The 25,560-nt window shown below is 68.3% G+C and carries 22 protein-coding genes; 11 read left to right on the top strand and 11 right to left on the bottom strand.

The features are described 5' to 3' along the window. Nucleotides 1-53: 53 nt before the first annotated feature. Nucleotides 54-1,049 (top strand): serine hydrolase, encoded by a 996-nt coding sequence (locus tag AC1RNC_RS02010; protein ID WP_492883296.1) that lies wholly within the window; start codon nt 54-56, stop codon nt 1,047-1,049. Here AC1RNC_RS02010 and AC1RNC_RS02005 read toward each other — a convergent pair. Continuing rightward, nucleotides 1,046-3,532 (bottom strand): ATP-binding protein, encoded by a 2,487-nt coding sequence (locus AC1RNC_RS02005; RefSeq protein ID WP_492883294.1) that lies wholly within the window; start codon nt 3,530-3,532, stop codon nt 1,046-1,048. The two genes, AC1RNC_RS02010 and AC1RNC_RS02005, sit on opposite strands and share 4 nt — an antisense overlap. Before the next feature lie 260 nt (nt 3,533-3,792). Between AC1RNC_RS02005 and AC1RNC_RS02000 the strand changes: the two genes are divergently transcribed. The 4 genes from AC1RNC_RS02000 to AC1RNC_RS01985 all read left to right on the top strand — a co-directional run bounded on the left by AC1RNC_RS02000 (nt 3,793) and on the right by AC1RNC_RS01985 (nt 7,191). Further along, entirely contained in the window at nt 3,793-5,004 is a 1,212-nt protein-coding gene (locus AC1RNC_RS02000) for an NADP-dependent isocitrate dehydrogenase (protein ID WP_492883292.1), read from the top strand. Between the two features lie 175 nt (nt 5,005-5,179). Beyond that, nucleotides 5,180-5,758, top strand: a complete 579-nt coding sequence (locus AC1RNC_RS01995) for a DUF2939 domain-containing protein (protein ID WP_492883290.1) — start codon at nt 5,180-5,182, stop codon at nt 5,756-5,758. Nucleotides 5,759-5,768: 10 nt separating this feature from the next. Beyond that, nucleotides 5,769-6,704 (top strand): AEC family transporter, encoded by a 936-nt coding sequence (locus AC1RNC_RS01990; protein WP_492883288.1) that lies wholly within the window; start codon nt 5,769-5,771, stop codon nt 6,702-6,704. A 106-nt stretch (nt 6,705-6,810) separates the two neighbouring features. After that, entirely contained in the window at nt 6,811-7,191 is a 381-nt protein-coding gene (locus AC1RNC_RS01985) for a VOC family protein (protein ID WP_492883286.1), read from the top strand. Between the two features lie 61 nt (nt 7,192-7,252). Here AC1RNC_RS01985 and alaS read toward each other — a convergent pair whose 3' ends face one another. Next, complete coding sequence (gene alaS, locus AC1RNC_RS01980; RefSeq protein WP_492883284.1) at nt 7,253-9,898, bottom strand: alanine--tRNA ligase; 2,646 nt, start codon at nt 9,896-9,898, stop codon at nt 7,253-7,255. A gap of 303 nt (nt 9,899-10,201) precedes the next feature. After that, nucleotides 10,202-11,272, bottom strand: a complete 1,071-nt coding sequence (recA, locus tag AC1RNC_RS01975; RefSeq protein WP_099580226.1) for a recombinase RecA — start codon at nt 11,270-11,272, stop codon at nt 10,202-10,204. A 279-nt stretch (nt 11,273-11,551) separates the two neighbouring features. On the opposite strand from recA, the gene AC1RNC_RS01970 reads away from it, so the two are divergent. Next, complete coding sequence (locus tag AC1RNC_RS01970; protein WP_492883281.1) at nt 11,552-13,159, top strand: EAL domain-containing protein; 1,608 nt, start codon at nt 11,552-11,554, stop codon at nt 13,157-13,159. Between the two features lie 51 nt (nt 13,160-13,210). Here AC1RNC_RS01970 and AC1RNC_RS01965 read toward each other — a convergent pair whose 3' ends face one another. Next, nucleotides 13,211-15,034 carry a DUF885 domain-containing protein gene (locus AC1RNC_RS01965; RefSeq protein ID WP_492883279.1) on the bottom strand — a complete coding sequence of 608 codons (1,824 nt, stop codon included), beginning with the start codon at nt 15,032-15,034 and terminating at the stop codon, nt 13,211-13,213. A 111-nt stretch (nt 15,035-15,145) separates the two neighbouring features. After that, complete coding sequence (locus AC1RNC_RS01960; protein WP_492883277.1) at nt 15,146-15,523, bottom strand: nuclear transport factor 2 family protein; 378 nt, start codon at nt 15,521-15,523, stop codon at nt 15,146-15,148. Between the two features lie 63 nt (nt 15,524-15,586). Here AC1RNC_RS01960 and AC1RNC_RS01955 point away from each other — a divergent pair, with 63 nt between their 5' ends. The 5 genes from AC1RNC_RS01955 (at nt 15,587) to AC1RNC_RS01935 (ending at nt 19,378) form a co-directional block, all read left to right on the top strand. Continuing rightward, the gene (locus AC1RNC_RS01955) at nt 15,587-16,108 is read left to right on the top strand and encodes a GNAT family N-acetyltransferase (RefSeq protein ID WP_492883275.1); all 522 of its coding nucleotides are present in this window, start codon (nt 15,587-15,589) and stop codon (nt 16,106-16,108) included. A gap of 101 nt (nt 16,109-16,209) precedes the next feature. Next, on the top strand, nt 16,210-17,829 hold the full coding sequence (locus AC1RNC_RS01950) for an autotransporter domain-containing protein (RefSeq protein WP_492883273.1): 1,620 nt from the start codon (nt 16,210-16,212) through the stop codon (nt 17,827-17,829). A gap of 139 nt (nt 17,830-17,968) precedes the next feature. Then, on the top strand, nt 17,969-18,280 hold the full coding sequence (locus AC1RNC_RS01945; protein ID WP_492883271.1) for a hypothetical protein: 312 nt from the start codon (nt 17,969-17,971) through the stop codon (nt 18,278-18,280). Nucleotides 18,281-18,300: 20 nt separating this feature from the next. Further along, nucleotides 18,301-18,714 carry a response regulator transcription factor gene (locus AC1RNC_RS01940; RefSeq protein WP_492883269.1) on the top strand — a complete coding sequence of 138 codons (414 nt, stop codon included), beginning with the start codon at nt 18,301-18,303 and terminating at the stop codon, nt 18,712-18,714. Between the two features lie 118 nt (nt 18,715-18,832). Then, complete coding sequence (locus AC1RNC_RS01935) at nt 18,833-19,378, top strand: DUF4199 domain-containing protein (protein ID WP_492883267.1); 546 nt, start codon at nt 18,833-18,835, stop codon at nt 19,376-19,378. A gap of 18 nt (nt 19,379-19,396) precedes the next feature. Here the strand turns inward: AC1RNC_RS01935 and cckA are convergent, their stop codons facing one another. From cckA to AC1RNC_RS01905, 6 genes are all read right to left on the bottom strand, one after another. Continuing rightward, the gene (gene cckA / locus AC1RNC_RS01930) at nt 19,397-21,472 is read right to left on the bottom strand and encodes a cell cycle histidine kinase CckA (protein WP_492835104.1); all 2,076 of its coding nucleotides are present in this window, start codon (nt 21,470-21,472) and stop codon (nt 19,397-19,399) included. A gap of 102 nt (nt 21,473-21,574) precedes the next feature. Then, complete coding sequence (flhB, locus tag AC1RNC_RS01925; RefSeq protein ID WP_492883265.1) at nt 21,575-22,684, bottom strand: flagellar biosynthesis protein FlhB; 1,110 nt, start codon at nt 22,682-22,684, stop codon at nt 21,575-21,577. Between the two features lie 9 nt (nt 22,685-22,693). Further along, on the bottom strand, nt 22,694-23,449 hold the full coding sequence (gene fliR, locus AC1RNC_RS01920; protein WP_492883263.1) for a flagellar biosynthetic protein FliR: 756 nt from the start codon (nt 23,447-23,449) through the stop codon (nt 22,694-22,696). Between the two features lie 21 nt (nt 23,450-23,470). Continuing rightward, nucleotides 23,471-23,734 (bottom strand): flagellar biosynthesis protein FliQ, encoded by a 264-nt coding sequence (gene fliQ / locus AC1RNC_RS01915; protein WP_099580251.1) that lies wholly within the window; start codon nt 23,732-23,734, stop codon nt 23,471-23,473. A gap of 145 nt (nt 23,735-23,879) precedes the next feature. Further along, nucleotides 23,880-25,136, bottom strand: a complete 1,257-nt coding sequence (locus AC1RNC_RS01910; protein WP_492883261.1) for a DUF418 domain-containing protein — start codon at nt 25,134-25,136, stop codon at nt 23,880-23,882. A gap of 105 nt (nt 25,137-25,241) precedes the next feature. Then, nucleotides 25,242-25,544, bottom strand: coding sequence for a hypothetical protein (locus tag AC1RNC_RS01905; RefSeq protein ID WP_492835112.1), 303 nt, complete (start codon nt 25,542-25,544; stop codon nt 25,242-25,244). Nucleotides 25,545-25,560 lie beyond the last annotated feature (16 nt).

The raw sequence follows: 25,560 nt of genomic DNA, 5'->3' as shown, positions 1-25,560 counted from the left end.
CACCGTATGCAAGAGGCAGCGCAGCCGAACCGCCACGGCCGCGTTTAGCCCGCATGTCCCGCCGCGCCCTCCTGACCGCCCTCCTCGCCCTGCCCTTGCTGGCCTCTTGCGGCGAGAAGCCGATGCTGGGGCAGGAAGAGCCGGCCATGAAGCCGAAGGACCTCCAGAAGCGTATCGAGGCCATCGCCGTCCGCGCCGCGCCCGCCGTGTTGGGCGTGGCGGTCGAGGATCTCGGCACGCGCCAGCTCTGGGCGTTCAACGGCGACCGGCCGTTCCCGCTGGGCGGAGCCGCGCGCATCCCGATCCTGGCGGCGGTTATGGCCGAGACCGAGGCCGGGCGCCTGCCGCTGAATGAAATCCTGACCGTTCGTGATGTCGACCTGTCGCCGCCGCCCAGCGCCGTCGCCGACGCCTGGCCGGGCCGCCGGACCTGGAGCGTCGCCGAGCTGGAGACCCTGGCGCGCGAAGGCGACAACACGGCGCTGGACCTGCTTATCAAGCGGGTCGGCGGGCCGGGCGGCGTCAACGGCTGGCTGGACGTCAAGCGGGTCGAGCACGTCAGCGTCGACCGCTACCGCCGCCAGATCGCCACCGACGCCCGCGGCCTGGCCTCGTTCCGCGCCGACTGGAAAGGCGAGGCCGCCTGGCGCAAGGCGGTCGACGCCGTGCCGGCCGACGCCCGGGCCCGCGCGGCCCGGGCGCGCGCGACCGACCCGCGCGACACCGCCACGCCGGTCGGCCTGGTCCGCCTGCTGGAAGCCTTCATCAATCGCGAGCTGCTGTTCAAACCCGATCCGGCGCGCTTGCTGGACCGCGATCCTGGCTACCTGGCCGACGCCCTGCCCGATGGCGCCAGCATCATCCAGTCGGCCGGCGCCCCGCGGTCGGACCTCGGCGTCCAGCCCACCAACCATGCCGTGGCCTTCGTCGAACTGAAGGACGGCCGCCGGATCGCCTTCGTCGTCTTTCTGACCGCCTCGACCGCCGACGCGGCCCAGCGTGAGGCGATCATCACGGACGTCGGCCGAGCGGTCTTGAAGGAGTTCTAACCCTTTCGGGCCCGCGCCAGGGCTTCCAGCAACTGCGCCGGATGCAACGGCTTGGCCAGATGCAGGTCGGCGCCAGCGGCCTCGGCGGCGGCGATGTGCTCCTCCATGGCGTTGGCCGTCAGCATGACCACCAGGATCGGCGGCGCGCCCGAGGCGGCCTCGCGAGCCCGGATCGCCCGCGTGGCCGTCAGTCCGTCCATGACCGGCATCTGCATGTCCATCAGCACCGCGTCGAAGCTGGCCTCGTCCAGCGCCCGCAGCGCCGCCTCGCCGTCGCCAACCATGGTCAGGTCGACGCCGAACGGCTCCAGAACGATCTCGACGACCTTTCGGTTGGTGGGGTGATCCTCGGCGACCAGCACCCGCATGCCCTCCAGCGAGATCTCGCGATCCTCCTCGACGGCGGTCTCGGCCAGGGTCGCGCAGCGCTTCAGCGGCAGCAGCACCTCGAAGCGCGCGCCGTGGCCCGGCGAGGCGTCGGCGCTGATGCCGCCGCCCATCATCTCGGCCAGGGCCGCACAGATCGAAAGGCCCAGGCCCGTGCCGCCGAACTGGCGGGTGATCGACTGATCGGCCTGGACGAAGCGCTTGAAGAGGCGGTCGCGCACGCCCTCGTCGAAGCCAAGCCCGGTATCGCGCACGACGAAGCGGACCTTGTCGTCCACCCGGTCGACCTCCAGCGAGACCTCGCCCCGCGCGGTGAACTTCACGGCGTTGGCCAGGAGATTCGAGAGAATCTGGCTGATCCGCCCCGAGTCGCCCTCATAGGTCCCTTCCGCCTCGGACGAGACCGACCAGCGGAACACCAGGTGCTTGGCCTCGGCGGCGGCGGCGTGCAGCTCAGCCATGCCGCGCACCAGCTGGGTCAGGTCGAACGGCCCGACGGTCAGCTGGAACTCGCCGGCCTCGATCTTGGAGACGTCCAGAATGTCGCCCAGCACCTGCTCCAGCAGGCGTCCCGACGATGAAACCAGAGCCGCCAATTCCCGGCGGGCGACCGGGTCCTCCTCGTCGCCGAGGCGGTCGCCGATGGCGATCACGCCGTTCAGCGGCGTGCGCAGTTCGTGGGACATGTTGGCCAGGAACACCGACTTGGCCTGGTTGGCGCGTTCCAGCGCGGCGGTGCGCTCAGCCACGCGGTCCTCCAGCGAGCGGCGCAGCTCCTCGTTGCGCTCCCGCTGGCTGCGGAGCGCTCTAGCCAATGAGCCGATCTCATCGGTGCGAGCCTCAATGGGTTCGGCGGCGGTCGGATCGCCCCGGCGCTGGGCCTCGGCCAGGGCCTCCAGCGGCGCGGCCACCATCTGATTGGTCAGGCGGTAGAGCAGCAGCACCTGCAGGGCCACGCCGACGAAGCCGAACAGCAGCACCCAGGAGGCGGTCTTCAGCGACGACAGAACGATGTCGCCCGGCGGGAAGGTCATCAAGAACCACCAGCCCGGCTCGACGAGTCGGCCATAGGCCACCAGTCGGTCGCCCCTTGGTGTGAGGACGGCGCCCACGTCGCGCTTCTGGGCGCGGATCGTGTCCACCAGGTTCTTCAGGTCGTTGTCGGCCTCGAACTTGCGCAGCAGGCCAACGTCGACCACGCCGTCTCGAGCCAATCCCTGGGCGCCGATCAGTTCGCCATCGTCGGCGACGATCAGGTTACGCCCGCCCGGCAGAGCGTCGGCCACGGCGCGCAGCAGGTAGCTGTCCAGCGACAGGCTGGTGCCGAACGCCCCCATGAACTGGCCCTTGTAGTAGAAGGGCGTCATGCAGGCCGCGTTCAGCCCTCGGCCGCTGGGATCGGAGATCAGGCGCCGCAGCTTGGTGCACTTCATCACCCGGTCCGGATTGTTCTCCGGCAGGGTCAGGAGGGTCATCTCCTCGCTGGCGATCGAAAGGGTCGGCGGTGCGTCGCGTCGGTAGTAGAGCAGCTTGTCCTGCCGGTGCGGACCGAACATCACCATCCGCGTCTTGGGCGTGAAGAAGTAGAAGTTGTCGTAGTGGCGGATCTGGGCCTCGCCGGTCGCGGCCACCACGTCCGTGGCCGCGACGAACAGCTCCCGCTCGGGCAGGCTCATCGTTACGGCGTTGGGGAGGTAGCCGCCGATGCCGTAGACGTAGCGGTTACCGATCCGCGCCCCGTCGAACAGACCGTCGACCGAGCGACGGGTGCCGTCGCCCTTTTCCGGGAACAGCCGTTGGAACTGGGCGAGGATCTCGGGATCGTCGCCCATGTTCAGACGCCGCGTCAGCGCCTCGCTCGCCGCGTCGTGGACCTTGACCAGGTCGGAGAACAGCCGGTCCTCGGTCTTGACCCGCTCGCCGACATATTCGGCCAGGTGCCGCGTCTGGGTGTCGGCCGCGCTCTTGCGCACGAAGACGAAGGCCGCCGCCGTCGCGACGCCTGTCACCGCGATCGACAGGATCGCCACCATGGTCAGAAGCCGCCGCGCCAGCGGCGTCGTCACGGTCGTGACCGCTCCGGAACTCGTATTCAAAATTGCTCCCCCAGCCCGTCTGGGACAGACCGGCTCGCGTCCTCAAGAAAGAGCCGTGCTTCAAGAAACACGGCCTGGCCCGCGCCCCTGGGCCGTCGCCCTCGAAACGCTACGCTGGAAAACCGAACTTGATCACGAGGTCCAACCGACCCGCTTTTCCCCCGCGACGCAACAGTCTATAGCCTCCCGGACCGCGCCGCTTCCTGGCCCTGTGCGCCAGATCGCCACAGTCGCGCCACCGCCAGAGGAACATCCCCGCAATGGCCAAGATCAAAGTCGCCAATCCCGTCGTCGACATGGACGGCGATGAAATGACCCGCATCATCTGGAAGCTCATCAAGGACAAGCTGATCTTCCCGTATCTCGACCTCGAGCTGGACTACTACGACCTGTCGGTCGAGAACCGCGACGCCACCGACGACCAGGTGACCATCGACGCGGCCAACGCGACCAAGAAGCATGGCGTCGCCGTCAAGTGCGCCACCATCACGCCGGACGAGGCCCGCGTGAAGGAATTCAATCTGAAGAAGATGTGGAAGTCGCCGAACGGCACGATCCGCAACATCCTGGGCGGCGTGATCTTCCGCGAACCGATCATCTGCCAGAACGTGCCGCGCCTGGTGCCCGGCTGGACCCAGCCGATCATCGTCGGCCGCCACGCCTTCGGCGACCAGTACAAGGCCACCGACTTCCTGTTCCCGGGCAAGGGCACCCTGACGATGAAATTCGTCGGCGAGGACGGCGCGGTCATCGAGCACGAGATCTACAAGGCTCCCGGCTCCGGCGTGGCCATGGGCATGTACAATCTGGACGAGTCGATCCGCGACTTCGCCCACGCCTCGTTCGCCTACGGCCTGGGCCGCGGCTATCCGGTGTACCTCTCCACGAAGAACACGATCCTCAAGGCCTATGACGGTCGCTTCAAGGACATCTTCCAGGAGATCTTCGACGCCGAATACGCCGAGGCCTTCAAGGCCAAGGGCATCCACTACGAACACCGCCTGATCGACGACATGGTCGCCTCGGCGCTGAAGTGGTCGGGCGGCTACGTCTGGGCCTGCAAGAACTACGACGGCGACGTGCAGTCGGACATCGTCGCCCAGGGCTTCGGCTCGCTGGGCCTGATGACCTCGGTGCTGATGACGCCGGACGGCAAGACGGTGGAAGCCGAAGCCGCACACGGCACCGTCACCCGGCACTACCGCCAGCATCAGAAGGGCGAGAGCACCTCGACCAACTCGATCGCCTCGATCTTCGCCTGGACGCGTGGCCTGGCCCACCGCGCCAAGCTGGACAACAACCAGGACCTGGCCAATTTCGCCCTGACCCTGGAAAAGGTCTGCATCGACACCGTCGAAAGCGGCTTCATGACCAAGGACCTGGCGCTGCTGGTCGGCGACAAGCAAGGCTGGCTGACCACCGAAGGCTTCCTCGACAAGATCGACGAGAACCTGAAGAAGGCCATGGCCTAGACACTCCGGGCTCCGGCCTGAACGAGAACGCCCCGGAGGATCGCCTCCGGGGCGTTTTTCGTTTCCGCAGGTCACTTCGCCAGCCCCCTCCCCCACCCTCCGCGCCTCTCGCGCGAGCGGTCTTGCGGGGAACGGCGATAGCTGGGATATCCGGCGTTAACCTTTCGGAGGCGGCATGACCCTGCAGAAGCGGATCTGGGACCTGATCGTGCTGGCGATCTTCGTCTTCGCCGCCGCCTTCGCCACCGCGCCGTGGTTCGCGTTCCGCGCCCTGAAAGCCGCCGCCCAGTACGAGGACGTGCAGGCGATCGGCGAGTTGGTCGACTTCCCCGCCGTGCGCCGCAGCCTGACCGGCCAGCTGGTGGCCGAGGCCCCCGCCGCCCAGCCGGAAGCCCCGTCGATCTGGCGCGACCCGCTCAACGTCTTCAGGAAGGCCATCGAACCGCTCGCCCCGCCCGAACCCAAGGTCGACCGCTACCTGACCGTGGCCGGCGTCTCGGCCCTGACCCGGGGCTACGCCCCCGGCAAGGCCCCGCCCGCCATGTCCCGCGATGCTTCGCTGGGCGACCAGGTCAAGGACACCATCAAGGGCCCCTATCCCGGCATCGCCTATTGGGACCCCAACCGCGTGCGCATCGCGGTCGAGCGACCGGACGGCAGCGGCAGGGTCACGATCTTCACCTTCGAGCGCAGGGCGCTGTTCACCTGGAAGCTGGTGCACATCCGCCTGCCCGGCGACGAGCGCCAAGGTTGATCCGCCTCTCGTGACGCCTCTCGTCCTCGACGTTCTGGCCCGGGTCTGGCCTTTCTTCCTGCTGGTCGGCGCCGGCGTGGCCCTCGCCCGGCTGCGCCTGCTGGACGGACGGATGACCCAAGGTCTGTCGGCCTATGTCTATTGGGTCGGCTTTCCCGCCCTGCTGATTCACTCGCTGTCGCGCCTGGGCCGGCCCAGCCATGACCTGATCCTGGGCCTGGTCGCCTATGCCTGTATCGGCCTTCTGCTGATGGCCGCGACCGTGGCGGCGGGCCGTACGCTGGGCTGGAACCGGGCCGAGCGCGCCGGGGCTGGCATGGCGTCCGGCGTCGGCAACAGCGCCTTCCTGGCCCTGCCCGTCACCGCCGCGGTCCTCGGGGCCGAAGCCGCGCGGCTGGCCGCGGGCGTGGTGGCCATCGACTTCGCGGTGCTGGCGACCGCCGGCGTGGGCCTGCTCGGCTGGGCGGCCGGACGGTCGGTCTGGCGCTCGACCGCCCAGGCCTTCCGCAATCCGGTCGTGGCCGCGGCCCTGGGCGGCGTCGCCCTGGCCCTGCTGGACATCGCCCTGCCCGAGCCGCTGGACCGCGCTGTCGGCATGGCCGCCGCCTCGGGCAGTCCGGTCGGCCTGGTGGCGCTGGGCGCGGCCCTAGGCCTGAGCGAGGCGGAGGACGAGGCCGCCCCAGCGACCGCGCCGGTGGTCCTGGCCACGCTCGTCAAGCTGGCCGCCTTCCCACTGCTGGTCTGGCTGGCCGTCGGCCTGACCCCGGCCCCGCCCCTCTTCCGCGCCGGCGCGACCCTGCTGGCGGCCGCGCCGACGGCGGTCAACGTCTTCATCCAGACCCGCGCGTACGGCGTCTGGCCGCGCGGCGCCGCGCGGATCGTGGCCCTGACCACGGCGCTCTCGGCGATTACCCTGTCTGTTGTCGCGCTGCTGCTGAAGCGCTGACGGCTGGAAGACCCGCGCCCCACGCTGCTCCTGCTGACTCGTCCTGGCGCGGCGATGAGGTTCGATCCCCGCGATCGCCGTCCCTCGACGGTGCGGGAGAATGGACATGCTGAACTACATCACCATCGGCGCAAGCGACCTGGATCGGGCGGCGACTTTCTATGACGCGGTGCTGGGCGCGCTCGGCGCTGTGCAGGCTTGGCGTCAGGGCGACTGGATCGCCTACGGGCCGCCCGGCGTGGAGGCGTCGGTCTATATCTGCAAACCCGAGAACGGCCAGCCGGTCCAGGCCGCCAACGGCGTGACCATTGGGCTCGAGGCGGAGAGCACGGCCCAGGTCGACGCCATGCACGCCGCGGCCCTGGCCCACGGAGGAACCTGCGGCGGTCCGCCCGGTCCGCGTCCGCAGTATGGCGAAGGCTTCTACATCGCCTATGCCCGCGATCCGGACGGCAACAAGCTGTCGGCGATGTTCAAGGCGGCCTGAACGACGAAGACCCGCCGCGCGACGCGGCGGGTCTTTTCTATCACAGGCGATCGTAGGCCGATCAGCCGGCCAGGATCGCCTTGACGGCGGCCAAGCCTTCGTTGGCCTTGCTGTCGTCCGGCGCGCCGCCCTGAGCGAAGTCGGCCTTGCCGCCGGCGCCCTGGCCGCCCATGGCGATCACGGCGGCCTTGGCGAGGTCGGCGGCGCTGAACTTGCCGGTCAGGTCGGCGGTGACGGCCACGGTGACGGCGGCCTTGCCGTCCGAGGCGCCGACCAGGGCCACGACCCCCGAGGTCAGCTGCTTCTTGAACTCCTCGGCGACGCCGCGCAGTTCCTTGCCGCCGACGCCGTCCAGGACGCGGGCGATCAGGGCGACGCCATTGACGTCTTCCGGGCCCGCCGCCGCGCCACCGCCGCCGCCCAGGGCCAGCTGCTTCTTGGCTTCGGCCAGTTCCTTCTCAAGACGCTTGCGGTCGGCGATCAGGGCGTCGACGCGCAGCGTCACCTCGGCGACCGGGGTCTTGAACTGCTCGGCCAGCGACTTGGCGACGCCCGCCTGGTCCAGCAGGAAACGGCGGGCCGCCTCGCCCGTCAGGGCCTCGATGCGACGCACGCCGGCGGCCACGCCCTGCTCCGAGACGATCTTGAACAGGGCGATATCGCCCGTGCGGGCCACGTGGGTGCCGCCGCACAGCTCGACCGAATAGGCCTTGGCCTCATCGCTCAGCGACTTGCCGAGCGTAAGCACGCGGACGCTGTCGCCGTACTTTTCGCCGAACAGGGCCACGGCGCCGGCCTCGATGGCCTCCTGCGGGGCCATTTCCTTGGTCTCGGCCGGGACGTTCTGGCGGATGACCGCGTTGACCTCGGCCTCGATCTTGTCCAGTTCCTCGGCCGTCAGCGGGCCGCCGTGGCTGAAGTCGAAGCGCATGCGCTCGCCGTCGACCATCTGGCCCTTCTGGGCGACGTGCGGACCCAGCACGTGGTGCAGGGCGGCGTGCACCAGGTGAGCGGCCGAGTGATTGGAACGGGTGGTGTGGCGCCGCTCGGCGTCGACCGAGGCTACGACCTGGTCGCCGACCTTCAGATCGCCCGACAGTTCGACGCGATGCACATAGAGCTCACCGGCCTGCTTCTGGGTGTCGACCACGCGGTTCTCGCGACCGTTGGCTTCCAGTACGCCGGTGTCGCCGGCTTGACCGCCGCTCTCGGCGTAGAAGCTGGTGCGATCCAGCAGCACCTCGACGGTCGCCCCGCCCGTGGCGCTTTCGACCTCGACCCCATCGACGACGATCGCCTTCACGACGCCCGTGGTCTCGGTGGTCTCGTAGCCGACGAAGTCCGTCGCGCCGGCCTTTTCCTTGATCGCGAACCAGGCGGCCGCGCCGGCCTGCTGGCCCGAGCCGGCCCAGTTGGCGCGCGCCATATCGCGCTGCTTCTGCATCGCCGCGTCGAACGCGTCGGTGTCGACGGTCAGGCCCTTGGCGCGCACGGCGTCCTGGGTCAGGTCCAGCGGGAAACCGTAGGTGTCGTAGAGCTTGAAGGCGGTCTCGCCGTCCAGCACGCCGCCGGCGGTCAGGTTGGCGGTCGCCTCGTCCAGCAGGCCCATGCCGCGGCCCAGGGTGACGCGGAAGCGCTCTTCCTCCTGGCGCAGGGTCTCGACGATCGAGGCCTCGGCGCGGCGCAGCTCCGGATAGGCTTGGCCCATCTCGGCCACCAGGGTCGGGGCCAGGCGGTGCATCAGCGGCTCGTTCGCGCCCAGCAGATAGGCGTGGCGCATGGCGCGGCGCATGATCCGGCGCAGGACGTAGCCGCGGCCTTCGTTCGACGGGGTGACGCCGTCGGCCAGCAGGAACGAGGACGAGCGCAGGTGGTCGGCGATGACCCGGTGCGACGGGGCCTGGTCGCCTTCGGCCTTGACGCCGGTCAGTTCGACGCTGGCGGCGATCAGGGCCTTGAACAGGTCGACATCGTAGTTGTTGTGCACGCCCTGCAGGACGGCCGCGACGCGCTCCAGACCCATGCCGGTGTCGATCGAGGGCTTGGGCAGCGCGACGCGCTCGCCGCCGGCCAGTTGCTCGAACTGCATGAACACCAGGTTCCAGATCTCGATGAAGCGATCGCCGTCCTCATCGGGGCTGCCCGGAGGGCCGCCAGGGATGCCTTCGCCATGGTCGAAGAAGATTTCCGAGCACGGGCCGCAGGGGCCGGTGTCGCCCATCGACCAGAAGTTGTCGCTGGTCGGGATGCGGATGATGCGATCGTCGGACAGGCCGGCGATCTTCTTCCACAGGTCCGCCGCCTCGTCGTCGGTGTGGTAGACCGTGACCAGCAGCTTTTCCTTCGGCAGCTTGAACTCGCGGGTCAGCAGGGTCCAGGCATGATGGATCGCCTGTTCCTTGAAGTAGTCGCCGAACGAGAAGTTGCCCAGCATCTCGAAGAAGGTGTGGTGGCGGGCGGTATAGCCGACATTGTCCAGGTCGTTGTGCTTGCCGCCGGCGCGGACGCACTTCTGCGAGCTTGCCGCGCGCGGATAGGCCGGGGTCTCGGCGCCGGTGAACACGTTCTTGAACGGCACCATGCCGGCATTGACGAACAGCAGCGTCGGATCGTTCTGCGGCACCAGCGGCGCGGACGGGACGACGGCGTGATCGGCCTTGCCGAAATAGTCGAGGAAGGTGCTGCGGATCTCGTTCAGGCTGGGCATGAGCGTCTCAAGTCTGGGCGTCCGGCGAGCGGCCGGGAGTCGCGCGCTGCATAGCGCGGTTTTTGGCGGAGGGGAAACCGACTCGGCAGATGGGGGCTCGGGACGGAGCGGAAAAGGGCGGGTTGGGCGCGCCGATGCTCCCCCGCGATGCGGGGGAGCATCTTCATCCGACGAACGAAAAAGGCCGCCTGGCATGGGGTCCAGGCGGCCTGCGATCGCGGCCCTCGCGGCGGTCCGGCCGCGGGCGTGTTGAAGGCGGGGACGCCCGGGGTCGGGCGAGGGCCGCGAAACCTCGCGAGAAGACTATTCCTCCTCGCCGTCCTCCGGGCCGCCGACCAGAAGCTCTTCCTCGATCTTCTGCGACGACTTGCGAACCGCGGCCTCGATGGAGGCGGCGACGTCGGGATTGGTCTTCAGGAACTCGCGGACATTGTCGCGGCCCTGGCCGATGCGCTGGCTGCCGTACGAGAACCACGAGCCGGCTTTGTCGATGATCCCGGCCTTGACGCCCAGGTCGATGACTTCGCCCAGCTTGGAGATGCCCTCGCCGTACATGATGTCGAACTCGACCTCGCGGAACGGCGGGGCGACCTTGTTCTTGACCACCTTCACACGAACGTTGTTGCCGATGATCTCGTCACGCACCTTCACCGATCCGGTGCGACGGATATCCAGGCGCACCGAGGCGTAGAACTTCAGCGCGTTGCCGCCCGTGGTCGTTTCCGGGCTGCCGTACATCACGCCGATCTTGTGACGGATCTGGTTGATGAAGATGACGATGGTGTTGGCCTTGTTGATCGAAGCGGTCAGCTTGCGCAGCGCCTGGCTCATCAGACGGGCCTGCAGGCCCGGCAGGCTGTCGCCCATCTCGCCTTCGATTTCAGCCTTCGGCGTCAGGGCCGCGACCGAGTCGATCACGACGATGTCGACGGCGCCCGAACGCACCAGGGTGTCGGTGATCTCCAGGGCCTGTTCGCCGTTGTCAGGCTGCGAGACCAGCAGATTGTCCAGATTGACGCCCAGCTTGAACGCATAGCCCGGATCCAGGGCGTGCTCGGCGTCGACGAAGGCGGCGGTGCCGCCGGCCTTCTGGACCTCGGCCACCACGTGCAGGGCCAGGGTCGTCTTACCCGAGCTTTCAGGGCCATAAATCTCGATGATCCGCCCCTTGGGCAGGCCGCCGATGCCAAGCGCGATGTCGAGGCCCAGCGAGCCCGTCGACACCGACTCCATCTCGACCTTGCCCTTTTCGCCCAGCTTCATCACCGAGCCCTTGCCAAACGCGCGGTCGATCTGGGCGAGAGCCGCCTCTAGCGCGCGTTGCTTGTCGCCTTCTTCTTTGCCCACGAGTTTCAAAGCCGCCTGACTAGCCATTGTTGTCCGCCCTCTATCCCATGATTCCGGTCGCCCGATCGGCGCTTCCCGCGCCGCGTCCCAACGACCTGTGGAACATGATCAAGTCGTACGCCCTTTGTTCCATGTTCGCAAGATGTTCTCCTCCATAGAAACGACCGTTTCTGTCGTAGGTTATAGTGTCGCACCGGCGATAACCGGATATGAGGTCGCCCGTCCCTGCCCGAAACGGCTCTTTAAGTCCCGTCATGCCAGCTTCGCCGCTTCTTGGGGGCCCGGTTTTCTGGGGGGACTACCGACTTGTCTATCGATCCGCGTCGCCTTCTGGGCCTGGCGTTCGCCAGCGCCGATCTCCTCGTCGAACTGCAAAACGGCCGCGTGCGCCTGGTGCTGGGCGCCGCGCAGAAGGTCATGGGCCAAAGCGAGGCGGGGCTGACCGGCAAGGTGTGGCCGCACCTGTTCCACCCCGATGACCAGCCGTTGATGGACGCCATGCTGAACTGCGCCGACGACGGCGTGCGCCGTGGTCCGGTGGTGCTGCGCCTCGGTGGTCCCGGAAACCGCCACGTCCGCGTGATCCTGCGCGCCCTGCCCGAGAACGACGGCCGGGTCTCGCTGGCCGTCACCGCCGCCCAGTCGGCCGGTCCGCCGCTGACGGCCGGTACGCTGCATCCCCGCGAGTCATTTGACGACATCGCCAAGGGTCTGTTCGAGGCCGCCCGCGTCACAGGCCTGGAGCTGGAACTGGCCATGGTCGAGTTCGCCGGCCTGGAGACGATGCGTGACGGCCTGCCGCCCGGTGAGGCGGTCGCCCTCGACATGCGCGTGGCCAGCGCCGTCCGCGCCGAGTCACATGGCGGTTCGGCCGCCACCCAGCTGTCGCCCGATCGTTTCGCCCTGCTGCGCACCCGCGACGACCGTCCGGACAACATGATCAAGCGCCTGACCCGCATGGTCAGCACCGAGGCCCGCGCCCACATCGTGCCCCTGGAGGCCGGCGGCAGCTCGGCCCGCGCGCTTCGCGCGCTTCGCTACGCCCTCGACGACTTCCTGCGCGAGGGCCTGAAGGACATGCCGCCGATGACGCTGTCGGAGGCGATGAACCGGTCCGTGAAGCGCACCCTGGCCCGCGCCGGCGCCCTGGGCGTGGCTGTCAGCCAGCGCCGCTTCAACCTCGCCTACCAGCCGGTCGTGTCGCTGATGACCGGTCAGGCGCACCATCACGAGGTGCTGGTGCGCTTCGAGGACGGCGGCAGCCCGTTCGCCCTGATCCGCATGGCCGAGGAATTCGACCTGATCGAGGAGCTGGACCACGCCATCGTCGAACAGGCGGTGAAGAAGCTGTCCAACGACCAGGACCGGAAGCTGAAGCTGGCGGTGAACGTCTCGGGACGAACGATCGTCAACGAGACCTTCGTCGACCACGTCGGCCGCCTGCTGTCCAAGCACGACGAAGCCAAGGGCCGGCTGATCTTCGAGGTCACGGAGACGGCCGCGATCGACGACCTGCCGCGCGCCAACCGTCATATCCAAGGCCTGCGCAGCCTGGGCTCGATGGTCTGCCTGGACGACTTCGGCGCGGGCTCGTCGTCGTTCGCCTATCTGCAGCAGCTGTCGCTCGACATCGTCAAGATCGACGGCCGCTATGTCCGCGAGTTGGCCGACAATGGGCGCGATGGCGCCCTGGTGCGTCGTCTGGTCGAGCTGTGCCAGGATTTGAAGATCCGCACCGTGGCCGAGATGGTCGAGACGGTAGAGGTGGCCGATATCGTCCGCGCGGCCGGCGTCGACTTCGCCCAGGGCTGGCTCTATGGCAAGCCAGCCGACAAGCCGAGCCCGCCCTTGCGCCCCACCCCCGCGGTCGCCGCGGTGGCCCGCCGGACAGGAGCGTCGGAGAGCTGGGGGTAGACCATAACCCTCCTCCCCCGCCTGGGGGGGGGGAGGAGATTTCCAGCTAGCTCAGGCCTTGCCGCCCTTGCTGACGATGTAGTCGTCGATCACGCGTTCCAGTGTGGTCAGCGGGGTCATGCCCGAGAGCAGGCCCGCGTCGTGGAACTCGCGGATGTCGAACTTCTTGCCGAGCGCCTTCTGGGCCTTGGCCCGGGCGCGCAGCCAGACGATCTTGCCGATCATGTAGCTGCAGGCCTGACCCGGCCACACGACGTAGCGTTCGATCTCGGTGATCGCGCCGCTCTCCTCGTCGCCCATGGTCTCGGCCATGTACTTCACGGCCTGCTCGCGGCTCCACTTCTTGTAGTGCATGCCGGTGTCGACCACGAGGCGGACGGCGCGGAACAGGGCGTCGTGCAGCATGCCGATTTGACCGCGCGGATCGGTCTTGTAGATGCCCATCTCGACGGCTAACTGCTCGGAATAGAGCGCCCAGCCCTCGGTGTAGCCCGAGAAGCCGATGATCTTGCGGATCATGGGCAGGCCCTTGGCCTCGTTCGAGATCGACAGCTGCAGGTGGTGACCCGGGACGCCCTCGTGCACCGTCAGGGTGGTCAGGGTGTACTTGGCCTGCTCCTTGGTGTCGCGCAGGTTGATCCAGTAGATGCCCGGGCGCTTGCCGTCGAGCGAAGGCGAGTTGTAGTAGCCGCCCGGCGCGCCCGCCTCGATGGCCTTGGGCACGCGACGAATCTCCAACGGCGCCTTGGGCAGGGCGCCAAAATAGGCCGGCAGCTGCTTCTGGATCCAGGCGGCCTTTTCGTTCAGATCCTTGATCAGCTGTTCCTTGGCCGCGTCAGTGTTCGGATAGATGTCCTCGCCCAGCTTGGCCAGGCGCTCGCCGACCGTGCCCTTGGTCATGCCGATGCTCTTGAAGAGCTTGTCGGCCTCGGCGTTGATCGACTTCACCAGGTCCAGGCCCAGTTGGTGGATCTCGTCCGGCTTCAGGTCCGAGGTCGTGTAGTTCTTCAGCGACACGGCGTAGTAGTCGCCGCCGTCCTTCAGGCGCCACACGCCGGCGTCGTGGGTGGCCTTGCCACGGACGCTCTCCAGCAGGGCGATCTGGCGCTTTAGAGCCGGCAGGACCGAGCCTTCGTAGATCCGCGAGGCCTCGGCGGCCCAGTCGCCCCCAATGTTCTTCTCTTTCGTCCGGCGCGCGATCGACTTGACCAGCGGCGCGTCGGCCGTCGGGGTGTCGGCGAAGGCCTTCATCTGGACCAGGGTCTTGTCGATGATGAAGTCCGGCGGGATCACGCCGTCGGCGAAGTCCTGCTTCGCGATCGCGCTTTCCTGATCCATCAGGCGGGCGAAGCCCTCCATGCGTGACAGATAGGCGTCGGCGTCGGCCTTGGTCTCGATGCTGTGCTGGGTGTCCAGGAAATCCGGCATCTGCTGGTAGCTGCCGGTCAGCTGGCTGAGGACGTAAGGCGCGCCCGAACCGCCGCCGCCGTAGGTGAACTTCCTGTTGCCCTCGTCCTGCACCGCCAGCACGAACTCGACGGTGTCGTAGTTGGCGGCGTCCATGCCCTTCAGAGCGCGGCGGTCGATGCCGCGCAGGGCCGCAAGTTGCTGGGACGTCTGGGCCGCGCCGGCCTTGATGGCGGCGAACGAGCGGTCGCTGAGCAGACCCTTGGTCCAGGCCAGCTCGCCGCTGTCCAGGCCCAGGCCGGTCGCCGTCTCGGGCGACTGGCGCAGCTGCTTGGCCATGATCTCGTCGAACAGGGCGTTAAGCTTGGCGACCTCGCCTTCGCGGGCGAAGGCCAGGGACGGAAGGCCGCCGGTGGCGGCGAAGCCGGCCGCGGCGGTGGCGAACATCATGTGACGACGGTTGAGCAAGGCTTTTCCTCCCCAGGACCAGATTTGAGGGCGAAGGCGTAGGCCCCTGCCCGGCCTTAGCGAAATTAATTCCGAGTCATCCGGCGAAATCCAGCCACGATTGCGCGCGCGTCAGGCAAGCGTGACGAACAGCTCGTTCTCGATCACCCACTGGCCGGTGACCTTCTTCCAGGTGGCCAGATAGGTCCCCGACTGCTCGGGGGCGTCCTTCCATTGGCCGACCCAGCGGCCGCGCTCGGCGGCGCGGGTCCCTTCGGCGTTCAGGCGGATCTCTTCCGTCGTGCGGACGTAGGCCCCGAAGCCCTTTTCGGCGAACTGGCTGGCGAAGGCGGCCAGCACGTCCTCGGCCCCCAGCAGCAGCGAGCCGTCGCCGGCGATCAGGGTGACGCGCGGATCGAAGAACGGCCGCAGGCGCGCGGCGTCCTTGGCGGCGATCAGCTTGTTGGTCAGCTTGCGGCGGGCGGCGATGGCGTCTTCCGGCGTGGTCATGGTCTTCCCTACTCTGCGCGCCGGTGTAGCTTGCTCATTGTTCGACGCAAACTCAGAGCCGCGATGCCCGCCCCGACCCTGACCACCGCCCGCCTGACCCTGGCGCCTCCGACACTCAGCGACTTCGAGGACAGCCGCGACATGTGGGCCGATCCCGTGGTGGTCCGCCACGTGGGCGCCCGACCGTTCACCGACGAGGAGACCTGGACGCGGCTGATGCGGGCCCGGGGCCTGTGGGAGGTGCTGGGCTTCGGCTACTGGGCGGTGCGCGAGACCTCGACCGGCCGCTATGTCGGCGAGGTGGGTTTCGCCGACCTGCGCCGCGATATCCAGCCCAGCCTGTACGGCCTGCCGGAGATGGGCTGGGTGCTGTCGGCCTGGTCGCACGGTCAGGGCTTCGGTACGGAGGCGGTCCGCGCGGGCCTGGCCTGGATCGACGAGACCCTTGCCCCGCCGGTCGTGCCTTGCATCATCGACCCCGAAAACGCCGCCTCCCTGGCCCTGGCCGCCAAGGTCGGCTTCACGCTGAAGACCCACGCGACGTTCAGGGGCTCGCCGATCATGGTGCTGGAGCGGCGCCGGTAACCCTTGTACAGTTTTTACGAAACTTCAGCTTGATCCGGGCCGTCGCGCCCCATAGGTTCCGCGGCGTCGCGGGGGCGCGATCGCTTACGGAGTCCAAGTAAGTGTTGAGTTCTGCTCACCGGGCTGGCGCGCTCACGCCGGCCACGGGCCGATTCCGCGCGTCGACCGCGCTCTCGGCCATCCTCGCCCCCATGCTGCTGCTGTCGCCCGTCGCCGCCCATGCCGACGATCCGTCCAAGGCCAGCCCGATCTTCGGCGACAAGCCGCTCACGGACGGTGACGACGAGGTCACCAACAACGGTCCCGTCGACCTTACCGCGGACGTCGATTTCCTCGCCGGCTCCGACGCGCTGGTGAACAACGACGTCATCACGGTCGGCGCCGGCGCGACGGCCCCCGTGAAAGTGTCCCTGCTGTCGCTCGACGCCCTCAAGAACCAGGGCCTGATCGACCTGCGCAACGGCCATGTCGGCGACGTCCTGACGCTTTCAGGCGACTATAACGGGGCCACCAGCAAGGCGCGCCTGGGCCTCGATGTCGGGCCGAACGGCGCCGACATGCTTGTCGTCGGCGACGTCGCCAACGGCAGCACGCAGATTCTCCTGGGCGGCGTTTCGGCGAAGACCGCCGTCCTCACCGGCGACAAGGGCCCCATCCTGATCCAGGCCGGCGCGGACTCGAAGGCGGACGCCTTCCGCATCGAGAACTACGAGATCGGTCTGATCCGCTACGGCCTGCTCTTCGACGCGAAGACCGCCACCTACCGCCTGAAGGGCGTGGCGGGTCAAAGGACCTATGAAGCGCTGAAGATCTCCGAGGGCGCCGGGTCCGTCTGGCGCCAATCGGCTGACGCCTGGAGCGCGCATGTGGCCAGCCTGCGCGACGCCGGCTCCGCCGCCAACGGCGCGGGCCTGTGGGGGCAGTCCTATGGCGGACGGCAGGACCGCGATGACGATGTCGCCGCGTCGGCCCAGCGCGAGGTCGCCGTCGACTACGAGCAGACCACCTATGGCGGCCAGATGGGTCTGGACCTGCTCAACGCCGGCCTGGACGACGGACGCATCGCCTTGGGCCTGACCGGTGGCTACGCCGACGCGAAGATGCGGTTCAGCGGCGTCGCGGGCCAGGAGGTCAAGCTTAGGGTTGTCAATTTCGGCGGCTATGTCGCCCTGACCCAGGGCGGCTTCTTCCTCAACGCCCTGGCCAAGGCCGACCGCCAGTCGATCAAGGCGCGCAACGATGTCGACGGCATCGACGCCAAGTTCGACGGGACCGCCTACGGCGCCCAGGTCGAGACCGGCCATCGGTTCGGCGACGGCGATCTGGCCTATGAGACGCTGCTGGGCGTCAACTATGTCAGCACGCGCCTCGACGACATGGAGACCCTGGGCCAGCGCCTGGACTTCGATCACGCCACTGGCTTCACCGCCAGGGCCGGCCTGCGCGGCGCGGCGCGGAACGACTTGCTGGGCGGCGCCCTGACCACCTATGGCGCGGCGTTCGTGGTCCACGACTTCACGGTCAAGAACGGCCTCACCCTGGTCAGCGGCGGTGAGAGCGAGCACCTGTCGAAGGACGGCGGCCGCACCTTTGGCCAAGTCACCGTCGGCGTCAGCTACCGGTCCGCTGGCGGCATGATCACCTTCGCGGAGGCTGGCGGCGACTACGGCGGCGGTCGACAGGGCGGCGGCCTGCGGATCGGGGCGCGCTTCGGCTTCTAGCGCGAGGGCCGCTGGACTTCTCCCAAAGTCCGGCGGCCAACGCCGTCCTCTCCTAGACGGGCTCCAGGCCCAGCTGTTCGACCACGGTCCTCATGGACGCACGATGGGAAGTTTCCGCATCCGGTGCTAGGACGCGTCCATGGTTCGCAAAGTCACCGCCAAAGTCATCAAGGATCCGACCGCGGAGGCCGACCGCGCCTGGTTCGAGGCTCATCCCGAACGACGCTTCCGCCTGCGCGATCCGGCCCTGGTCGAGTTCCAGGACCCACTGGGCGATCCTGGCGAGGGCTTCTCCTGGCGCGTGCTGATCGCCCGTCTGCCCGACGGCAGCCGCCTGCGCCTGCCGGTCTCGCTGGCGTGGGAGCTGCACAACGACCACGCCAAGGACCAGCATCTGAAGATCCTGTTCGACCAGGTCGCCCCGCCCGAGGCCAAGGCGCGTCTAGGCTGAACCGGATCATGCGGGGGGAGATGATCCGCACGATCCTCCTGTGGGCGCTGGTCCTGGCGCTGGGCGCGTTCGCGCTGCAGTGGCTGGAGTACCGGTTCGTGGCCCGCGCCTTCTCCTGGCAAATCTATGTCGGCCTGATCGGCGCGGCCTTCGCGGCCGGCGGTGTCTGGGTCGGCTGGAAGCTGGCGGCGCGGGCGCGGCCCGAGAGCTTCCAGCGTAACCACGCGGCCCTCGCCGCCCTGGGCCTGACGGGCCAGGAGGTGAAGGTGCTGGAGCGCCTGGCGGCGGGCCGCTCCAACAAGGAGATCGCCCGGGACCTCGGCCTCTCGCCCAACACGGTCAAGACTCACGTCGCCAACCTCTACGCCAAGCTGGAGGTCAGCCGTCGCACCCAGGCGATCGGCAAGGCCCGGGATCTGGCGCTGATCCCCTAGCTTGACCGCCGCCCTGTAGGGCGAAACTGTCGATCTAACCCTTTCGGGCGATACCGTCGCGGGCACGACGACGGCAGCTTCGGGACGCGTCGCAGGGGCGGCGCGGAGGAGGAATCCCATGACACGCACCATCCTGACCTACGGCCTGATCTCGGGCGTCATCATCCTGCTGGGGATCCTGGCGACGATCGTCTTCAACCCCGGCGGCCATTCGCACGGCAGCGTCTGGCTAGGTTACCTGATCATGCTGATCTGCCTGTCGGCGATCCTGCTGGCCGTGAAGTCGCACCGCGACAAGGCGTTGGGCGGGGTCATCAGGTTCTGGCCGGCCTTCCTGATCGGCCTCGGCGTCGCGGTCGTGGCGACCATCGCCTACGCCGCCGTCTGGGAGGTCTATCTGGCCATCACCCACTACCGCTTCATGGACGAGTACACGGCCAGCATGCTGGCCCAAAAGAAGGCCGCCGGGATCAGCGGCGCGGACTATGCGAAGGCCGTCGCACAGATGGAGCAGATGAAGGCGAGCTACGCCAACCCACTGTTCCGCATACCTATGACCATGGCCGAGATCTTCCCCGTCGGCCTGCTGGTCGCCCTGGTCAGCGCGGCCCTGGTGCGCAATTCCAAGTTCCTGCCGGCCAAGGCCTCGGTCGCTCCGCGATAGGTGAGCGACCAAGGAGCCTCAAGCGGCCTGCAGCTGCTGCTTGACCCGCTCGGCCAGGGTCTTGATGTCGATCGGCTTGGGCAGGAAAGTCACGCCCGTCTCGCCTTCCAGCAGATCGCTGAACTCGGCCTCGGCATAGCCGGAGATGAACATCACCGGCGCATTGCCCAGATAGCCGCGGGCCTTCTTCAGCAAGGTCGGGCCGTCGATGCCGGGCATGATCACATCGGAGATCAGCAGGTCGATCGTGCCGGCGTGCTCCTCGGCGATCAGCAGGGCCTCCTCGCCGTCGGCGGCCTCCAGCACCTCGTAGCCGCGCGCGCGCAGCAGGCGGGCGGCTACGCTGCGGACGGCGTCCTCGTCCTCGACGAACAGGATGCGGCCGGCGCCCGACAGGTCGCGGGCGGCGCGCGGCTTCACCGGCTCGGCGGCGACTTGGACGGCGGCCGCGCCGGCCGGAGCGTCGTAGATCGGCAGGAAGATGCGGAAGGCCGCGCCCTCGCCCGGACGGCTGTGGACGTGGATCCAGCCATCGCTCTGCTTGACGATGCCATAGACCGTGGCCAGGCCGAGACCGGTGCCCTCGCCCACCGGCTTGGTGGTGAAGAACGGGTCGAAGATCTTGCCCATCACGTCGGGCGGGATACCCGGACCGTCGTCCGACACCTCGATGAAGGCGACGTCGCTCTCGGCGGCCGGGAAGCCCAGACCGATGGCTTCGTCGCGGGTCAGGCGCGCCGTGCGGATGCGCACGATGCCGCCGCCCTTGGCCGCGCGAACGGCGTCGCGGGCGTTGACGGCCAGGTTCATGACCGCCGTCTCGAGCTGGCTCTTGTCGGCTCGCACCTTGGGCAGGTCGCGGCCGTAGTCGGTGATCAGCTTGACATCCTCGCGCAGCAGGCGGCGCAGCAGGACCTCGAACTCCGAGATCAGCTCGCCCAGGTCCAGCACTTCGCGTTGGACGGTCTGCTTGCGCGAGAAGGCCAGCAGCTTGCGGACCAGGTCGGCGGCGCGCACCCCCGTCTGGCGAATTTCGTTCAGGCCCTCGTACGACGGGTCGCCGACCGGGTGACGGTGCAGCAGTTCGTCCAGGCGCAACTGGATGGCGGTCAGCAGGTTGTTGAAGTCGTGGGCGACGCCGCCGGCCAGCTGGCCGATGGCCTGCATCTTCTGCGACTGGGCCAGCTGAAGCTCCATCTGCTTCTGCTCGGACACGTCGATCATGTAGGCCACGACGCGGCCCTCGGCGCGATAGAGATAGAGATGGGCGATGCGGGTCTGATCGCGGGCCAGACGCACCTCGAACGGGCCGGCCTTGCCCTCGTTCAGGCGGGTCTCGGCCTCGGCGCGCGAGGCCGGATCGATCAGGTCTCCGAACACCATGCCGGCCTTGCCGCCGGTCATGGTCGTCAGGGCCGGATTGACCTCCAGCACCCTCGACTTGAAGGGATCCAGCCCCTCAAGCAGAGCCGCACCGAACGGCGAGGCGCCGGCGAAGGCGTCCAGGGTGGTCGGCGGCGGGGCGACGCGCTCGGCGACCGGCGCGGCCGCCAGTGTCTCGACCACGCGTTCAAGCTCGACGATCGGCGTCAGACGGATCAGCAGGCGACCGCCCGCCAGGCGCGAGACATTGGCCGTATGGTCGACGCCACTGGCCCGCAGCACGCCCTGAGCCATCTCGCCCTTGCGGGCCTGGACCAGGGCGGCGAACAGGCTGGAGCCGGCCACGCCCTTGGGCAGGCGGCGCTGGTCGCCCATCACCTCGCGCCAGGACAGGTTGGCGGCCAGCAAACGACCGTCCGGCGCGGCCAGGGCCGCCGGCTCGCTGAGGGCGTCGATGAAGCCCTCGGCCTGGTCGACGTCGGCGCCCGTCACCGCCGAGCCCCGGATGGCCACAAGGCCCAGGATCGCCACGCCGGCCACGCCGAGCAGCAGCAGCAGGCCGGCCAGGGTCACCGGCCCGGCCTTCAGCGCCGGCGCCACGGCGAACGCCGCCGCGGCCACGAAGAATACCGCCGCGCCCGCCAGCCACGGATCGAAGCGCCGGCGGGGCGCGCCGGTCGTAGCTTTGTCCTGGAGCTGGAAATCGGCCATGGGCGGGATTGTTACCTTTGTTACGGCGAAGCCGCGACTCACCTGTAATCGGAAAAGAATAGCCTTTCCCGACAGCTAGGTCAGTTTTCCGGAAATTGAGTCTTATAGAGGACGCGCACGCTGCCCGCCGCGCCCCTCGGGCCGCGATTGGGGCTTCTTTCCGTTCATGATGAAGCTGATGACCTTGGCGACAGCCTCGAAGTGCTCGACCGGGATCTCCTGGTCGACCTCGACGCTGGCGTAGAGGGCGCGGGCCAGGGGCGGATCCTCCAGCACCGGCACGCCGTGCTCCTCGGCCAGGGCGCGGATCTTCAAGGCCAGTTCGTCGACGCCCTTGGCCACGCACATCGGCGCGGGGGTCTCGCCGGCCTCGTACTTCAGCGCGACGGCGTAGTGGGTGGGGTTCATGACGACGACGGTCGCCTTGGGCACGGCCTGCATCATCCGCTGGCGCGAGCGCTGCATCTGGATCTGGCGGCGCTTGCCCTTGATGTGCGGGTCGCCGTCCGACTGCTTGTACTCGTCCTTGACCTCCTGGAGGGTCATGCGCATCCGGTTCATGAACCGGATCCGCTGCCAGAAGTAGTCGAAGGCGGCGGTGGCGACCAGGAAGATGATCACCATGATCAGCAGCTTCTTGGACAGCTTGAGCGCCTCGGGGATCAGCAGCGACACGTCCATGCCGACCAGGTTGCGCACCTCGCCGACATTGGGCTTCAGCACCATCCAGGCGATGAAGGCCGTGACGCCGATCTTCAGGACCGACTTGGCGAACTGCACCAGCCCGTCCATGCCGAAGATGCGGGTGAGACCCTTCAGCACGTTCAGCTTGCTGAAATCGGGCTTCAGCTTGTCCGGCGTCAGCATGAAGCCGGTCTGCGAAACGTTGGCGATCACGCCCAGGGTGGCGGTGACGATCATCACCAGCAGCAGCGGCGGCAGGGCGGCCATCACCGCCTGCTTCATGATCAGCACGGCGCCGCCGCTGGAGATCTCGATCGTGCCGGCGTGGGCGATGAACGGATAGAGCGCGCTCACCAGGTCGCGCGTCAGCCAGCCGCCGGCCAGCAGGATCACCGAGACCGCGCCGGTCAGCGAGGCCAGCTGCGGGATGTCCGCCGACTTGACGACGTCGCCCTTGGCCCGAGCGTCCGACAGCTTCTTGGCTGACGGCTCTTCTGTTTTCGACTCGGGATCTGAATCTTCCGCCATGCCGCGCCCCTAGTTGAACACGGCCAGGAGTTCGCGGTAGCGATCGGTCCAGACAATGGCGATGCCGCCCAGCGACAGCGCCAGCAAGGACAGGCCCAGGATCACGCTGAGCGGCGAGGTCACGAAGAAGATCTGGAAGGCGGGCATGACCCGGCCGACCAGCCCCGTGGCGAGGTTGAAGACCAGCGAGAACACGATCACCGGCGCGGCCAGCTGGATGCCCAGCGAGAACGACTGCGCCACCGTCCGCACCGCCAGGGTGACGGCGTCGTTGATCGGCACGGCGCGGGTGAACGGGAAGATCGTGTACGACTTGACGATCGCGCCGATGAACAGGTGATGCATCCCCGTGGCCATCACCAGGGTCAGGCCCATCATCGACAGGAAGGTGGCCACCGCCGTGCTCGATCCCTGCATCGAGGGGTTCACGCTCTGGGCGAAGGACAGGGTGGTCTGCATCGAGATGATTTCACCGGCCGTGGTCAGCGAGCTCATGAACAGGCGCAGCACCGAGCCGATCATCAGGCCGATCAGGATCTCGTGGATCACCCCGCCGACCAGGCCGCCCAGGGTGGTCGGGATCGGCGGCGCGGTGTTCTGCACCAGCGGCCCCAGCAGCAGGGCCATCAAGAGGGCGAAGGCCAGGCGGACGCGCGGCGGCACCGACTGCTCGCCGATGCCCGGCATGGTCATGACCATGGCCCCGACCCGCGCGAAGACGAGGCCGGCGACATAGACCTGGAACGCCGTGGCGAAGGAGTTCACCTGAAGGCCCCTGCCCTTGCGCTACATGCCGGCGATGCGGGCGGCGATCTGGCGCATGAAGCCGCTCATCAGCGCGCCCATCATCGGCAGGAAGATCAGCAGCGACACGAAGATGGCGACGATCTTGGGGGCGTAGACCAGGGTCTGTTCCTGGATCTGGGTCAGGGCCTGGAACAGGCCGATAGCGACGCCGATCACCAGGCCGACGATCAGGCACGGGGCGCACAGCTGAAGCGTCAGCCAGATCGCGTCCCGGCCGACATCAAGAACCTCTGCGCCCGTCATGCGAAGCCTCGTGGGAATCGGCCGTACTGACCGTGCTGTTTCGAGGCCTGAAGATGGGCGAAATATGGTTAACAGGGCGTTAGGGGTTGTCGCCCGGGCGGTCGGAACCGCGGGGCGCGACGGTGGGTCGCGGGGGGCTTGGCGCTCAGGCCGCCACCGCGCCCGCCGCGCCTTTCCGGATTGGCAGCAGGCGGCCCATGGTCAGGCAGCGCCAGATCCACTCGAAAGGCCCCATTTCGAACCGCTTGAGCCACAGCGGCGACCAGGTCAGTTGCAGCGCCCAGATCGCCAGGACGATGCCCCACAGCGCCGGCCGGTCGACCTGCCCCATCAGCGCGCCACGACCGCCGTAGAAGATGCCGGTCATGATCAGCGACTGGGTCAGGTAGTTGGTGAAGGCCATCCGCCCGGCCGCCGCCAGGGGCGACAGCACCGCCGCCGCGCCGGCCTTCAGCAGCAGGATCAGCACGCTGGCATAGGCCAGCGAGATGAACGGCGTCAGCAGTCGGCCTAGAACCTCCCCGCCCAGGATCGGCGCGCCGACCATGACGCCGCGCCAGGCCAGCCACGACACGATCGCCAGCCCAACGGCGCCGACGGCGGCGATCGCCCCATAGCGTCGCGCGCTGGACCGGCCGGCCAGGAAGCCGGACTTGAACAGCGACAGGCCGATCATCATCAGGCCCAGGGTCGAGGGCAGCAGGCGCGGATAGCCTGACAGCAGCCGCTGGTATTCCTTAGTGTTAACGCGATAGGCGCCGGCCCAAGAACCTTTCGCCTCGGCCAGATCGGCCTCGGCCCTGGCCTTGCGCTTGGCGATGGCGGCGGGCGGCGGCGTCAGTTGCGCTTCGGCCCTGGCCCGCGCCTCGGGCGGCGCGAGCGGCAAGGCGCCGGGCGGCAGGTGCTGCAGCGTCATGACGCCGTAGAGCAGCACCCCGACGATCATCAGCGTCCGCGCCGACAGCGAGCGGCAGAAGAACATGATCGCGCCGGCCGAGGCGTAGAGCGTGAGGATGTCGCCCCACCAGATCCCGAAACCATGGATCATGCCCAGGACCAGCAGCACCACCAGGCGCCGCGCCAGGAACTTGCCGCGCGTCCTGTCCGACAGCTCGCCGCCCACCAGGAACAGCGAGACGCCGAACAGCATCGAGAACAGGGTGACGAACTTCTCGTGGAAGAAGGCCTGGACGATCCAGAACGCGATCGCCGTCCAGCCCTCGTGGGGGAACGGCCAAGTGGCCGGGTTCAGCGAGCCCAGCATCGGCGCGGCGAAACCGTCGGCGTTGACCGCCAGGATGCCCAGAATGGCCAGGCCGCGGATCAGGTCCAGCGCCTGGATCCGCGCCTTGGCTTTGATCGGCGGGACCGTCGTTCCCGCGTTCGCATCAACCGCCGTCATCGCCCCCTCCAAGCCACGGCCTAATCTGGCCGGGCTCGGGGCAGGCTGTCGCGTCTATTCCGCGTCATGAAGGACGAAGGGCGCCGGGCCCCCCCGCCTGCGCGCCTAGCGGATGCGAATCCGCACCGGGACCTGGATGTAGGAGCCGGCGCGGCTCTTGCCGTCCGGACCCAGCAGGTCGACCTGGGTCTGCGAGATCATCGACAGGGCGGCCTGGCCGACGCCGAGGTCGTTCGGGCTCTCTTCCTGCACGGTGCAGGCGGTCAGGCGACCGTCCTGCTTGACCATGCAGTTCAGCAGGGCGACGGCGACGCGCGGCTCGGACACGGGGGTCAGCAGGTCCGACGGAGCCTTGGCTTGAGCCGGGGTGGCGACGACGGCGGCGGCGAGAGCGAGCGAAGCGATCACGAGTTCATCCCTTACT

The sequence above is a fragment of the Caulobacter sp. GW822-FHT01G02 genome, from assembly GCF_058802865.1.
This window is presented reverse-complemented; position numbering and strand designations above follow the sequence as displayed.